Annotated in this window: 18 protein-coding genes; 3 read left to right on the top strand and 15 right to left on the bottom strand. The window is 25.2% G+C overall.

Going from position 1 to position 12,095, the window contains the following annotated elements; genetic code table 11:
- Nucleotides 1–25: 25 nt before the first annotated feature.
- The 4 genes from K324_RS0106970 to K324_RS0106955 form a co-directional block, all read right to left on the bottom strand.
- The gene (locus K324_RS0106970; protein ID WP_232051221.1) at nt 26–244 is read right to left on the bottom strand and encodes a transcriptional regulator; all 219 of its coding nucleotides are present in this window, start codon (nt 242–244) and stop codon (nt 26–28) included.
- Nucleotides 213–365, bottom strand: a complete 153-nt coding sequence (locus K324_RS15765) for a hypothetical protein (RefSeq protein ID WP_155282428.1) — start codon at nt 363–365, stop codon at nt 213–215. Before K324_RS15765 ends, K324_RS0106970 begins: the two co-directional genes overlap by 32 nt.
- A gap of 159 nt (nt 366–524) precedes the next feature.
- Nucleotides 525–674: a hypothetical protein gene (locus K324_RS16000; protein WP_006805223.1), complete on the bottom strand. Its 150-nt coding sequence runs from the start codon at nt 672–674 to the stop codon at nt 525–527.
- A 24-nt stretch (nt 675–698) separates the two neighbouring features.
- Entirely contained in the window at nt 699–1,466 is a 768-nt protein-coding gene (locus K324_RS0106955) for a protein rep (RefSeq protein WP_026748532.1), read from the bottom strand.
- A 290-nt stretch (nt 1,467–1,756) separates the two neighbouring features.
- Between K324_RS0106955 and K324_RS15215 the strand changes: the two genes are divergently transcribed.
- Nucleotides 1,757–2,368 carry a helix-turn-helix domain-containing protein gene (locus K324_RS15215; RefSeq protein ID WP_006805225.1) on the top strand — a complete coding sequence of 204 codons (612 nt, stop codon included), beginning with the start codon at nt 1,757–1,759 and terminating at the stop codon, nt 2,366–2,368.
- A gap of 956 nt (nt 2,369–3,324) precedes the next feature.
- Here the strand turns inward: K324_RS15215 and K324_RS0106945 are convergent.
- The 10 genes from K324_RS0106945 to K324_RS0106900 form a co-directional block, all read right to left on the bottom strand.
- Nucleotides 3,325–3,780: a hypothetical protein gene (locus tag K324_RS0106945; RefSeq protein ID WP_026748531.1), complete on the bottom strand. Its 456-nt coding sequence runs from the start codon at nt 3,778–3,780 to the stop codon at nt 3,325–3,327.
- A gap of 28 nt (nt 3,781–3,808) precedes the next feature.
- Nucleotides 3,809–4,606, bottom strand: coding sequence for an SEL1-like repeat protein (locus K324_RS16225; protein WP_051354412.1), 798 nt, complete (start codon nt 4,604–4,606; stop codon nt 3,809–3,811).
- 25 nt (nt 4,607–4,631) lie between these two features.
- On the bottom strand, nt 4,632–5,258 hold the full coding sequence (locus K324_RS15205) for a lysozyme inhibitor LprI family protein (protein WP_051354411.1): 627 nt from the start codon (nt 5,256–5,258) through the stop codon (nt 4,632–4,634).
- A gap of 18 nt (nt 5,259–5,276) precedes the next feature.
- Nucleotides 5,277–5,747: a hypothetical protein gene (locus K324_RS0106930; protein ID WP_026748530.1), complete on the bottom strand. Its 471-nt coding sequence runs from the start codon at nt 5,745–5,747 to the stop codon at nt 5,277–5,279.
- Nucleotides 5,748–5,769: 22 nt separating this feature from the next.
- Nucleotides 5,770–6,285, bottom strand: coding sequence for a hypothetical protein (locus K324_RS0106925; RefSeq protein WP_026748529.1), 516 nt, complete (start codon nt 6,283–6,285; stop codon nt 5,770–5,772).
- Nucleotides 6,286–6,331: 46 nt separating this feature from the next.
- Nucleotides 6,332–7,042 carry a hypothetical protein gene (locus K324_RS0106920; RefSeq protein WP_026748528.1) on the bottom strand — a complete coding sequence of 237 codons (711 nt, stop codon included), beginning with the start codon at nt 7,040–7,042 and terminating at the stop codon, nt 6,332–6,334.
- Nucleotides 7,043–7,082: 40 nt separating this feature from the next.
- Nucleotides 7,083–7,577, bottom strand: a complete 495-nt coding sequence (locus K324_RS15200) for an SH3 domain-containing protein (RefSeq protein ID WP_026748527.1) — start codon at nt 7,575–7,577, stop codon at nt 7,083–7,085.
- A 59-nt stretch (nt 7,578–7,636) separates the two neighbouring features.
- Nucleotides 7,637–7,840 (bottom strand): helix-turn-helix domain-containing protein, encoded by a 204-nt coding sequence (locus tag K324_RS0106910; protein WP_026748526.1) that lies wholly within the window; start codon nt 7,838–7,840, stop codon nt 7,637–7,639.
- 149 nt (nt 7,841–7,989) lie between these two features.
- Nucleotides 7,990–8,823 carry a nucleotidyl transferase AbiEii/AbiGii toxin family protein gene (locus tag K324_RS0106905; protein ID WP_036095288.1) on the bottom strand — a complete coding sequence of 278 codons (834 nt, stop codon included), beginning with the start codon at nt 8,821–8,823 and terminating at the stop codon, nt 7,990–7,992.
- Complete coding sequence (locus K324_RS0106900) at nt 8,820–9,419, bottom strand: type IV toxin-antitoxin system AbiEi family antitoxin domain-containing protein (protein WP_026748524.1); 600 nt, start codon at nt 9,417–9,419, stop codon at nt 8,820–8,822. The genes K324_RS0106905 and K324_RS0106900 overlap by 4 nt, the downstream gene beginning before the upstream one ends.
- Nucleotides 9,420–9,610: 191 nt before the next feature.
- On the opposite strand from K324_RS0106900, the gene K324_RS0106895 reads away from it, so the two are divergent.
- The gene (locus K324_RS0106895; protein WP_026748523.1) at nt 9,611–9,937 is read left to right on the top strand and encodes a helix-turn-helix domain-containing protein; all 327 of its coding nucleotides are present in this window, start codon (nt 9,611–9,613) and stop codon (nt 9,935–9,937) included.
- 285 nt (nt 9,938–10,222) lie between these two features.
- Here the strand turns inward: K324_RS0106895 and K324_RS0106890 are convergent, their stop codons facing one another.
- The gene (locus K324_RS0106890; protein ID WP_026748522.1) at nt 10,223–11,266 is read right to left on the bottom strand and encodes a RelA/SpoT domain-containing protein; all 1,044 of its coding nucleotides are present in this window, start codon (nt 11,264–11,266) and stop codon (nt 10,223–10,225) included.
- Between the two features lie 565 nt (nt 11,267–11,831).
- Here K324_RS0106890 and K324_RS15515 point away from each other — a divergent pair.
- The coding region (locus tag K324_RS15515) for a transposase zinc-binding domain-containing protein (RefSeq protein ID WP_211231551.1) at nt 11,832–12,095 on the top strand (264 nt) is incomplete at its 3' end.

Raw genomic sequence — 12,095 nt, 5'->3', positions numbered from 1 at the left:
TTTTCTTTCATTGCAATATATTTATTTAAAAAAATATCTGTATTAATTCAGAATTTTTTAATTTCAATATCTTTTTCAACAAAAATATTTCTTCCTGTGTAAAAAAATACTTTCCATTTATTTTCTTATTAAATCCACTCTCTGAAATTCTGATTTTTTCAGATAACTTTTTATAACTCAATTTTCTATCTCTAATCTTTTCTTTTAAAATATTATACATTTCTTTTTTTAATTCTAAATTCAATTAAATCACTCTCCATTTCATTTTCAAAAATTTCTTTATTAAATTGGAAGAGTGTGATAGAATAAAAGTGCTTACGAGGGGCTTTTATAAAGTCCTTCCTTTTATTTATATCTACACTCATCATATTTCTCCTATTACTTTAATTTTGTTTAATAATTTAAAACATTTTTTAATGTTATAATCTTGATTTATAACCATTTATTGTCTAATTATCCTTCTTATTGTTGATTTTACTAAGTAAATCATACCTCGTATCTTTATATATAGGTTTCAAATTTTCTTACTTTCTCGGTTCGTTTATCTTTTCTAGCCTATATTTCCACAAAGGACAACTCTTATAAGGACAATTTATAACTTTTTCCTTGTCATCATCCCAGCACTCAAGGCAATGCTTTTCAATGGATTTTTTCATATCGTCTTTTTCATCCATTTTTTCTCCTTCCTTTGCTTGTATTTAAGTATAGTTATTTAATTTCAGTTCTTTTAATACATTTTTACTCCAAACAAAAAATCTTTTATTCCGAGTTACTTCTAAATGAACCTTAACTACATTGCTACCTAAATTAAACAAATTATATAACTGTTTTTTATTATCTCTTGTTAAATAAGACACCTCCTTTTCTATTTTTTTCTTTGTTCCTAAACTTTTTAAATACACATTGGCATTGAATCCTTTTAAATTTCTCCATTCTTTTATAATCATATTCTTAAATTCACTTATCTTAAAATGCTTGTATATTCCTTTTATTGTGAATAAAATAATATGGATATGTGGAAGAGAATCATAACCAGTATATTTAATTTCAATTACTTTAAAATATCCTCTCACAACTTTCTCAATAAAGGGCCTGCTCAATAATATTTTTAGCTTTTCATTGTTATCCTTTATTTCCTCATTTATCTTATCAGTTTCAATTTCAACATTATTACCATTTAAGACTAATATAAACAGATTGTATTTCCTTTCTAGCTTTAAGGCCCTGTCCTTATGCTTATAGTACAGTATTCTTTTATTTTTCATATCACATATAGGACAAAATGGCTTCTTACATCTAAAAATTTTATGAGACCATTCTGGATGTTCATACCAATATAAGTACTCATTATAACAATTTTTCACATTCAATAATTTTTTTTTAGAAATAATATCTTTAAAATCTTCTCTTTCATATATTTCAATGCTTTTCTTATAATACTCAATATACTCTTCTTCCCTGTTCAATCATTATCACTTCCCTTTTTTAATTTTTCTACCCCTACCTTTTACAAAAAAGATTATAATTTTAAGTTAAAAATATTTTAATTTTTCTTTTCCTCTACACTACTATTTAATAATAGAGAGAAAATAAAATTTCTTGACTATTAGTTAAAAACGATATATAATATTCCTACGTGGGTGGATATATTAGGTTTAAAAAAATACGGATTCTATTTATATCTATCCACCTATGGATATAATACCACAATTTTATAAAATTGTCAATACTGTATTTAAAAATTAGGAGGAAGAATATGGCAAAAACAAAATTTAAGGAAAATTTTAAGGAAATATTGAAAGAGTTGAGAAAAAAAAAGAATCTTACTCAAAGAGGATTAGCTGAAAAAACTGGAATTTCATTAGCAATGATAACTAAATATGAACAAGGTTTAAATACTCCAAGTATAGAAAATCTAAGAGTTTTAGCCGATTTTTTTAAAGTATCTATACGTAATTTTTTAGAAGAAGATAGAGATAGGGATAGAGTTTTTAAGGTTTTTTTATCAGAAGAAGAGGCTAGTATAGATATTGAAAATTATGATTCTTCTACTAATGATAAAAAATTTTTATCTATATCGAAAGGAAGGCAATATATTTATCATATTTTAAAATTTTTAGAAGCAGTTGGATTTGAAATTTACATTGATGAAAAACAGAATATTTTTAATATAAGAAGTTCTGACCCTAAATATATTATGAATATCTATTGGACAATCAATAATCTTCAATTTCAAATACAATTTTTAAGAAATATTATTATTGATTATTCTTATATGTTTTTTAAAGATATGGATAACCATATAAAAAAGATTGATAATGATACAAAGGAAAATGATAATACAAAAGATTTTGAGGATAAAAAATAGGTTAAAAAAGAATAGAGAAAAAATAGAGAATTACTTATTATTGAAAAAATAAGAAAAGATATTCAATAAATAGAAGAAAGACAATATTCAAAAAGAGTGTAGGCTATTATATTTTTACACTCTTTACTTTAAACTTCTAAATTTATTTTATTGATTTACTTTTTCTTATTTTCTTATATTTTCTAACTAATTTTTTTTAAAATAAGTTGCAAATTTTTGTATCTCATTTCTTACTTAATATTCAAAATAAATTACTTATTTTTAATTTCCGACAACTAAAAATTTCTTTTATAAAATTATTTTTTGCTTGATTGCTTTTGACCAAAGAGGTTAAGTATGAGGGGATTTCTTTTTGTCCTTAATTCGAGCGTAAATGGGGGTAGAAAGCGATTTAAAAAGTTTTTGGATAAAATATACCAATAATTATTTTAACACTCTAAAACGCTAAAATTTGTTCTATTTTATTTTAAAAAATTTATTTATTAGATAGATTATATAAAATTTAAAATTGCTAAATGAAAAAAATATTTGAAAAAACCAAGCCTTTATAAAGAAATCATTGAAAAATTGGATGAGAAAACTAAAAATAAATAAATTTGCAACAAAATACAGGGCCTTTCATTTTTTAGAGGCCCTGTTGATTAAGATATGTACTTGTAACTCCATATAAGCTCCGTAGAGAGCATTCAAATTCATTTTTGATATTTTCCTCAAATAACAAAAATAAACTCTTAAATCGGCTCTTACAAGAAAAAACTTACTATCTAAATTAACATAGTGAAAAAAAATAATACAATAACTAAATTTAATATTGTTTCTAGTTGGATTTTCTATTTTTAAAATTTACAGATAATGTTGAATTTTTTTATAAAATTAGAGATTTTTATTCTTACAATTTCTTGTTAGACTGTTTTTAAAATTTAGTTCTTATTTTACTAGATTTTATTTTATTAGTATTATTCTCCCATAACACTTTCAATGTTTCTAGTTAATTTATCTTCTTCTTTTTTATAATTTTGATTAGAATTGCTGTTATTGTTTTGACGGTCTATTTTATTTATTGTTTCGTCAATTATTCTTTCAATTTCTTTTTCGTTACTATTTGGTTGTTGTTTTTGAGTCGATGTAATGTTCTTTTTATTTTTACGTAAATTTATTTTATTACTTGATGATTGTTGTTCTGTTTTTTTTATTTCAGTTTCTGAATTAGTTTGTGGTTGTGCAGTTTCAACAACAGATATATTTGGAGTTTGTAATTGTTGTTTTAATTGTTCTTCTTGTTTTTGTTCCAAGTCTGCTATTTTACTTTGCATATTTAAAATATAGAATATTCCACTAAAAACAATAATCATTGATAAACTAATAATTATTGTTATTAAAATTTTTATTATATTATTTTTATTTTCTGACATTTTAATTTTCTCCTAAATTTTATTTATTTTAATATCCTGCTAATACTAATCTGTTATAAATCTCTAGTGCTTCTTCATTTCCTAAATCTGCCGCCATTTTATAATATTTTTTAGCACTGCTGAAATCTTTTGCAGCTAAAGAGAATGTTCCTAAAGCAATCATTGAATCCACATCCTTATTTTTTGCTCCTTCTAGGAATGATTTTGTAGCTTCTCGATATTTTCTCTGATTGATATAAGCTATTCCTAAATTAAAGTATGAACTGTTATTTTGTCTATTAGATTTATAATATCTATCTATTTCATCATTATAAAATTGTTTTGCCTTATACTGTGAATTTGCATTATTCCAATAAGTTCCTTTATAATGACAACCAGCCTCATTTTCCATATCTTCATTTTTCACTGCCAAAATTACAACTTGTCTAATTTGTGCTATTTGTTGTAAATATTCTTTATAAGCGTCGTCAACTTCGATATATGTTGCTTGTGTAAACGGTTTATTTGTTCCTGGCACTATTCCTTTATCAACTTTTACAATTTCTTTTACAGCATTACAATAATCAGATTTCAACCTTTTATATGCAAATGCCTTATTATTTACTCCAATTATAGTCTTTTCATAACCAAGACTTCTTCTAAAGAATGTAGGTTTTTGATTATTATTTTTTAAATATTTATATCCAGCTATAACTTCATATTGTGGTTTTGAAACAACAGTTAAATCAGTAGTTTTATTACTATAATGATTTTTGATTGTAGATTGTAAATCTGAAAATCCTAAATTAAAAACTATAAAAGTTGTTAAAAATATAATTTTTCTCATAAAATTCTCCTTATAAAAATTATTTCTATAATTCATCATACCGTCTTGCCAGTTCAATAGCTCTACTTTTTATCGTATCAATTTCACTATTTACAATTGTTACAGCTGCACCCATACATCCATTCATCTCACTTGCTATAGAATCCATTGATTTCTCACGCTTTTTTATCCAAGCTCTTTCTTCATTACGAAGTGCTGTTTTTTGAGATTCTGGGTATTTTGACATTAATAATTTGTAAATTTGATTAAGTTCATTATCCCATTTTTTATGTAAAATTTCTCGATAGCCGACATATTCTGTGCAAGAACTTGTATTATCAAGAGTATATCCATCTAATTCATTTTCAACAGGTCTCATTCTATTTATCATCGCTTTTTCATAAGATGATTTTGGAGCATTTGTTTTTGCTTTAACTACTTTTGGCTCTGTTTTTACTTCTGCTTCTTTTTTTGTATTAAGTTGATGTATAGAAGCCATCTTTTGAGTTTCCACTTGCCTTTTCAATTGTTTCTCTTGCTCTATTTCTAATTTTGCTATTTTATTTTGCATATTAAAGATATAAAATATTCCACCAAGTAAAATAAATACAGATAATCCAATAATTACTCCTATCAGAATTTTGACTGTAGTTTGATTATTTTTTTCTTGCATTTAAATTTTCTCCTTTTTTTATTCTTTTAACATTCCAATTTTTCTCATCAATTCAAAAAATACTTCTGGTATAAGTATTGGATAATTTGAGTTCTCTTGAAAATGAAAATCAGAAATTGAAATTTTTCTACAATTATTTTTATAATAATTAACAATATTTGTATGCTCTTCATATTTAGGATATTTTTTCCATTCTCCTTCGTTCATCACTTCTTTCGCTATTTCATATTTTAATTCACTAAATTTATTAATTGACTTTTCCATATATTTTATTTTTTCCTTTGAATTAAAATCTTTATCATTAGCAACAGCTAATGCAAGTACTTGAAAAGCAGAACTTCCTAATATATATGCTCCTGACATTTTGCAAGCCCTATTATCTCCAAAAACTCTTTCATCAAAAATCATTCCATATGCTTCTTGAATTTCTGAAAATCCTACATTTGAAATAGTCAATACACTCAATATTAAAAATATTATTTTTTTCATAATTCTCTCCTCTTTTTTCATTCTAATAATCTTCATTTAAAAATTCGTCTTCAGAAACAGTAGGTACTCCCAAAGTACTTCCATAAACTTCTTTCAAATCTTTATCTACAATTCTAGCAAATGCTTTTTTTATATTTCTTGAAGTTATAGGCAAAATATACCCTGCTGGTAAACTATTTAAAGCCGTTCCCCTAATTTCCAAATCTATATTTAAAACATTAGTATTTGAATTATATTTTGCATATGAAATATAACCAACAGGAGCAAAGAATAATTTTTTACTTACATCATAATTAATATTTATATCATTATCTTCAAATACAACCGTAACATTTCTAACTACATTCTCATTTACTCTACATAATGAGGCTTTAAAAGTTGTTGTGTATTTAGAATTATTTTTTATAGCCTTCCCTATTCCTAAACAATAAGCATTAACTTCATCATAATCATAATTTTTATTATTAATATTAAACGAATTATTAGCCTGTGCCACTAAAGTTAATATAAAAATTCCTAATAAAATAAATTTTTTCATTCTAAATCCTCTCTTTCAAATTTTATAAATTATTTTTTTAAATATTTCAATCACATTTAGAAAGCTCTTTTCCTTTCAATTTTCGTAAATTATTATAACTATCATAGAGTTTGTCATTAGTATTTCCCATATAAGCGTCTATTGATACATTTCCATTTGGAAAAAATTTAAATCTAGTTTGTGTTCTGCTTCCTCTTCCTTCATCTATCGTTACTCCATCTAACAAAAGATTTCCATTTTCTTCTTCTTTTACTCCTACGATAATATTTGGATGTCTGTCATCGTATGCAAATGTATTTTTAGTAATAAAAGCACATCCTCCTGAAACTTCCCATTTACCTATATATTTTTTAGGAACAAAACTATCCTTTTCAGAATAATTATACTCTCCTTTAAACCCTCTATCGTATCTTCCGCAGTCATCACTAGAGTCAACTACTAATTTACCATTTTGTAAAAAAGCAATTCTTAAAGTACAACTATATCCATCATCTCCTTCATAATTTTTATAATGAATATCTAAAGGAAAATCAACAATTTCATTTTTATCTATATCTGAGTATCTATCAATTTTAAAAGTGCTAGTATGAACATACCCATTCATTGCAGTTATAAAATACCCTTTTTCATCATCATAATCATAACGTTCAATACTAATTTTTTTATCATTTATACCATTATAAATCCCTTCTTTTACATAATCAGAAAATAATAAATTTCCTAATAAAATCAATAATAAAAACAATATTTTTTTCATAACTAGTTATCCTCCTCTAAAATTAATTATTTTTCAAAAGTTATCTTGCTAGCTGACTTTTATGAATATATCCATATTCATTATATCCACGTACATTATAAACAACATAATACCAATTTCCTTTACTGCTTAAATATCTTAAAGCTATGTCATCTGGCAATCTTTCTATTATTTCAGAGTTCATTGTTGGTTCTGCTCTAACATTAACTGGGCCTGATGTTGATTTTGTTGCATACACTGAACCTCTTTTTACTGATGGTTGAGATTGAGTATTGCTCTTTTTATTTTGACTTGAATTTGTTTTTTGTGTTTCAGTTGTGTTAGTTTGTGGTTGAGCAGTCTGTACCGATTGTATAGAAGCCATATTTTGAGTTTCCACCTGTCTTTTCAACTGTTCTTCCTGTTCTTTTTCCAATTTTGAAATTTTATTTTGCATATTAAGAATGTAGAATACTCCACTAAGAAGTATAATTGTAGATAATCCAATTATTACTCCTATTAAAATTTTTAACGTTTTACTCTGATTTTCTTTCATTGGTCATATTTCCTCCTCTTATTTTAAATTTATCTTAAAAACTCTTGCCAATCAGCAAATTAATTGTTAAAAAAAATATCCAAAAACTCAATATCACTCAATCCATACTCTTTCCTAATAAATTTCATTTCCTCAATAGTAAAATTACTACTTCCATTTATTTTCCTAGAAAGTGCGGAAGGAGTTATGTTTAGTTTTTTTGCTAATGTTTTGTTGTTGTCTTCGTGTAAACTCATTTTTGATTTTAAAAGATTTTTCTTCATTTTAAATCCCCTATTCTTTGCTAATTGGTAAAACAATTATACCATAAATTAAAAGTTTGTCAAGACAACTTCAATTAAATTGATAGAATATCAATTCTATGATTAAATTTATTGATTTTAAAGTAAATTTAGGAAAATAATGGAGTATTCTATTCTTGTACAATATCTGCTATTTTATTTAGTAATTTCAAAATTTCAGAAAATTGTATATTATCAACATATTTATTTTCTTTTTTATAAATATTCCATTGTTTATTCAAATATTCATCATTTTTAACGTCTTCTAAAATTTCCTTGCTTTCTAAAATTTCTTCTATTGAATTTCTATTTTTTGCCGTTTCCCAAATTGCTTGTTTCAAGTTATTTACATCTATCTTATCATTTTTCAATTTAAAAATCATATAAATATCATAAAAATCTCTCAATCTCGTTGTTGTAATATTTCGTTTTATTATAGTTTCATACTTTTCAGCAATCAATGTTTCCAATGAATAAACCAAAATATTTAGCTTTTCTTTAAATATTGTTTCGTATGAATATTCTATTTCTGATGGAATTATGACATCTCCTGTTGTAATATCAATTTTTAATGGATTTTTTATTTTTTCAAAATTTGCTGTCAAATGTAATCTATAATTTTCATATTCCGATATTTCTCTTATATTTTCTATTTTTCCCAATACAAATTCTATTCCATCATTTACTTCGATATTTAAAATTTCCAATATTATTTCTTTAATAATCTCCTCTTTTACTGGAAGTCCCTTTATTGTCGTATCAATATCCATCGTTGTTCTATTTTGTATACCAATAATTGATGAAATTAAAAATCCACCTTTTATTATAAAATTTACTCTATATCTTGATTTTTCTAATCGAGTCAAAAATCTTTCAAAAAAATACATTTGCAACACTTCCTGTGCTTTCAAATTATTTTTTTCTGAAAAACTTTTTATTCTCCCTTTTAACTTTTCTGATGTCATATCAAAACCTCCAAATATTCTCTTACTTTTTTCTCAATTTTCAATTTTTTACTATATTTTATTAATTTTCTCACTTTTATATCTTTATTTTTAAAAAATAATTTTAGTGCCTTTGAAAACACATCCACATCAATTTTTTCTTTATTTTTTATAATATCACATATCGTTCTCTCTTTATCATAAATATAAATTTTAGCCCCCATTTTACTCAAAGTTTCAATTTTCCCGCTTTCAAATATTTCTTTTTTCACATAATGAATTTTCAAATTTTCAAATTTTTTTGTAATATGCAAAACATTGTAACCTTGTGGAACTGTTATTGAAATTGTATTTGGCACTCTATCTGTCAAATTATGAAAGTATAGAGCAGTTGTGTTTGAAAAAATCACATTATTATTTTTTTGTATTTTCATAAATTCATCTGTAATTGTATCACTTTTCTGATAAACCCCTTGCTTTACTCTTTCTAAAATTCCTTTTTTACATAAATTAGAAAGAATCTGTCTTTTTATACCGATCTTTTCTGCTTCCTTAACCGTTATTACAGTATTATTTTCAAAAAAATTATTTAATTTATCATTTGTAATTTCCAACATATTATCACTACCTTTACTATCATACTTTAATTTTAATATTTTAAAGAGTATTTGTCAAGTTTTTCCTTTTTTCATTTATTAATCGGTAAAATAAATATACCATAAGAATAAAATTTATCAGTATTGTTTCAATTAAATTGATAAAATATCAATTTTATGGTAAAATTTATTGATTTTAAAGGAGAATTACTATGGAAAATGTAGGAAAAAGATTAAAGAGTTTGAGAGAAAAGTATAAATTTTCTTTGGAGGAAGTGGCTAAAAATATAAAATCATCTGCTGGAGCTATTTCAAGATATGAAAATAACGAAAGAAAAATAAATAGCGAAAGTCTAATTAGGCTATCTAACTTATACAACGTTTCACCTGAATATATATTATACGGTATAAATAAAGATTCCAGCAATTTAGAATCATCCATTATATCGTTTTTTAATAATGAAAATATAGATTTTAAAGAAAAAGAAGAATTGTTCAATAAGATTCAAAATGCCTTTTTCAAAGAAAAGTTTAAATAAAATTTATTGTATTTAAAGCTATAAAAATAAAATTAAGAAAATAGTGATGTGTTTTCTAAAAATAGATTTTAAATTTGGGCCTGCTTTTTTGAGTGAGGCCCTTTTGTTATTCGCTCGTATATCCGTGTAACAAGCCTTGTAGCGTTTGTTAAAAAATTTTTTGGATAAATACCTTGCCTTGAAATGAAAAAGTCTACCAAAAGGATACTACTTGATTTTTTAACTTATAAAAAATAATTTTAAGAAAAAATCACAGCTAAATTAATAACTGTGATTTTGATTTTTTTATTCCTCTGTATTATTTATATATTTACCTATTGTTGTAACAAATTCTCTTGCGTCTAGGAAATAATTTGGGTACGCTTTCCGTAAGTTCTTTAAGTTCTCAACCGATACTGATACAACGTTGTTTGTGTCCTCTTTGTATTCACGTTCATACATCAAATAATCTCGGCTTATGTTTTCTTCTGGCACTTGAATATATCTTATGCTGTTGCCTTTGTAGTCCAATATCAATATCAAATAGCCTTCTCCTGTGATTTCCTCAAGCCGTTTGGTTATAACTCGTAAACTGCTTAAAGTTTTCAGTATATTAAATTCCTTGTTTAGTTCTCTTAACCTATCCAGCTCTTTTGAAATTTCTGAAATATCTTTGTTCAATTCAATGTATTCTATCAGTTTGCTTGACAATTTAAAAAATTCCCTATAATAAATGTCTCCCCCACCTGTCTTTAAAGATTGCTGTTTTATGCTGTCTATTATTTCAACTGAGGTAGCCCATTGATGTTGCAACCTAGTTCTTATTTGTAATTCAATCTGATACCCCTCAAGTTTTGTTTCCTTTTTCCCTTGATACTTAAATATCTGATGTATTGACCTGTAGCCGTCCTCTTTTGGCCCTAAGATATAATTTTTTTCCCTAATAAATAAAAAATTATTCTTGTCTTTTTGTTTATAAACTTTATTTTTTAAGTAACTTGCAACTTCTTCAGTATCCTTTATGCCAGGTAATATTATTCTTGCTCCTGCCAAGTCCTGCATTCTGCCCAAACGTAGCTCTGGAAACCTTTTAAGTTTCCCTATTATTGAGGGCAATCTCTTTAATCTTTGGGAAATGATTATTGAATTTCTGTTGCTTGGCAATTTTATTTTCTTGTTATTTATAATACTTCTTAAGCTCCATACGAAACTTTTTATTATTTTTGAGTGTTCCGCCCTAAAATCTGATAACTTTTGCAAGTCCTCAATAGTTTCCGTATTTTCAACTATCCTTTTGCTTATCCTGTTCAGTTCCTTTTTAGATACTTCTTTATCATTAATATAAACCATAAATGTACTCCTTTCTTTCATACCATTATTTATACAGTATTCTTTATATATTATCTTCCTTTTATCTGTATTAATTTATCTAAAAATTATGTATAAAAAAACACCACTATAATAGTGGCTCTGTGGCTGGCGTTCTTACATAACGCTTAAACTTTCATTCAGTTATCACAGATATACAGTATAAATATTCTTATCTGCAATCTAATTATACATTATTTGTTGTACTTTTACAACAAAAATTTAAAATTTTTTTAACAATTAATAAACAGGTTAAATTAATGGTTGCTAATTTTCTCAAAAAAAATTATTTATATTTCATAGCCATACTAAGTAGAATCAAGAAAATGGTGCTATGTTTATAGGGATGGCTTATCTAATACAGCTTTATCTATCCATCGTATAACCTTGTATTAGCCTTGTGGCGTTTGTTAAACATTCTTTTGTATAAATACCTTGCCTAGATTAAGATAATGCTACCAAATTGATATAAGTTTGAATTTTTAATTTTGGAATTAATAAAAAAAGCCGAATAGAAATTCGGCTGATTTTTTTGTATAATATATTTATGATAAACATTACACAAAATAAACTGAAATATATTTTCAGTAACAACAATATTTTACTAGATTCCTTAAAATTTTGCAAGAAAAATAATATTGGCGACAGTCACCTTGAACATATTAAACTTTCCATTGATAAATTTCTTGCCTGCAGGGATATTTCAAAAGGTTTTGTCAAGTTCAAATGTCCTCACTGTCCCGTTACACACCTGTTCCCTATTACTTGTAAGTCTAAGCTCTGTCCTTCTTGTGGTTACAAGTACTCTAGG

Source organism: Leptotrichia trevisanii DSM 22070 (assembly GCF_000482505.1).
Lineage (GTDB): Bacteria > Fusobacteriota > Fusobacteriia > Fusobacteriales > Leptotrichiaceae > Leptotrichia > Leptotrichia trevisanii.
Note: the sequence above shows the minus strand (reverse complement) of the source record. Positions and strands in the feature narration are given on the sequence as shown.

Excerpts from the sequence above, each read along its gene's own strand:
- K324_RS15215 (WP_006805225.1), top strand. The coding sequence starts at position 1,757 with ATGGCAAAAACAAAATTTAAGGAAAATTTTAAGGAAATATTGAAAGAG.
- K324_RS0106900 (WP_026748524.1), bottom strand. The coding sequence starts at position 9,419 with ATGTTGGAAATTACAAATGATAAATTAAATAATTTTTTTGAAAATAAT.
- K324_RS0106920 (WP_026748528.1), bottom strand. The coding sequence starts at position 7,042 with ATGAAAAAAATATTGTTTTTATTATTGATTTTATTAGGAAATTTATTA.
- K324_RS15765 (WP_155282428.1), bottom strand. The coding sequence starts at position 365 with ATGAGTGTAGATATAAATAAAAGGAAGGACTTTATAAAAGCCCCTCGT.
- K324_RS0106925 (WP_026748529.1), bottom strand. The coding sequence starts at position 6,285 with ATGAAAAAATTTATTTTATTAGGAATTTTTATATTAACTTTAGTGGCA.
- K324_RS0106895 (WP_026748523.1), top strand. The coding sequence starts at position 9,611 with ATGGAAAATGTAGGAAAAAGATTAAAGAGTTTGAGAGAAAAGTATAAA.
- K324_RS0106910 (WP_026748526.1), bottom strand. The coding sequence starts at position 7,840 with ATGAAGAAAAATCTTTTAAAATCAAAAATGAGTTTACACGAAGACAAC.
- K324_RS0106930 (WP_026748530.1), bottom strand. The coding sequence starts at position 5,747 with ATGAAAAAAATAATATTTTTAATATTGAGTGTATTGACTATTTCAAAT.
- K324_RS0106905 (WP_036095288.1), bottom strand. The coding sequence starts at position 8,823 with ATGACATCAGAAAAGTTAAAAGGGAGAATAAAAAGTTTTTCAGAAAAA.
- K324_RS16000 (WP_006805223.1), bottom strand. The coding sequence starts at position 674 with ATGGATGAAAAAGACGATATGAAAAAATCCATTGAAAAGCATTGCCTT.
- K324_RS0106890 (WP_026748522.1), bottom strand. The coding sequence starts at position 11,266 with ATGGTTTATATTAATGATAAAGAAGTATCTAAAAAGGAACTGAACAGG.
- K324_RS15200 (WP_026748527.1), bottom strand. The coding sequence starts at position 7,577 with ATGAAAGAAAATCAGAGTAAAACGTTAAAAATTTTAATAGGAGTAATA.
- K324_RS16225 (WP_051354412.1), bottom strand. The coding sequence starts at position 4,606 with ATGAGAAAAATTATATTTTTAACAACTTTTATAGTTTTTAATTTAGGA.
- K324_RS0106945 (WP_026748531.1), bottom strand. The coding sequence starts at position 3,780 with ATGTCAGAAAATAAAAATAATATAATAAAAATTTTAATAACAATAATT.
- K324_RS15205 (WP_051354411.1), bottom strand. The coding sequence starts at position 5,258 with ATGCAAGAAAAAAATAATCAAACTACAGTCAAAATTCTGATAGGAGTA.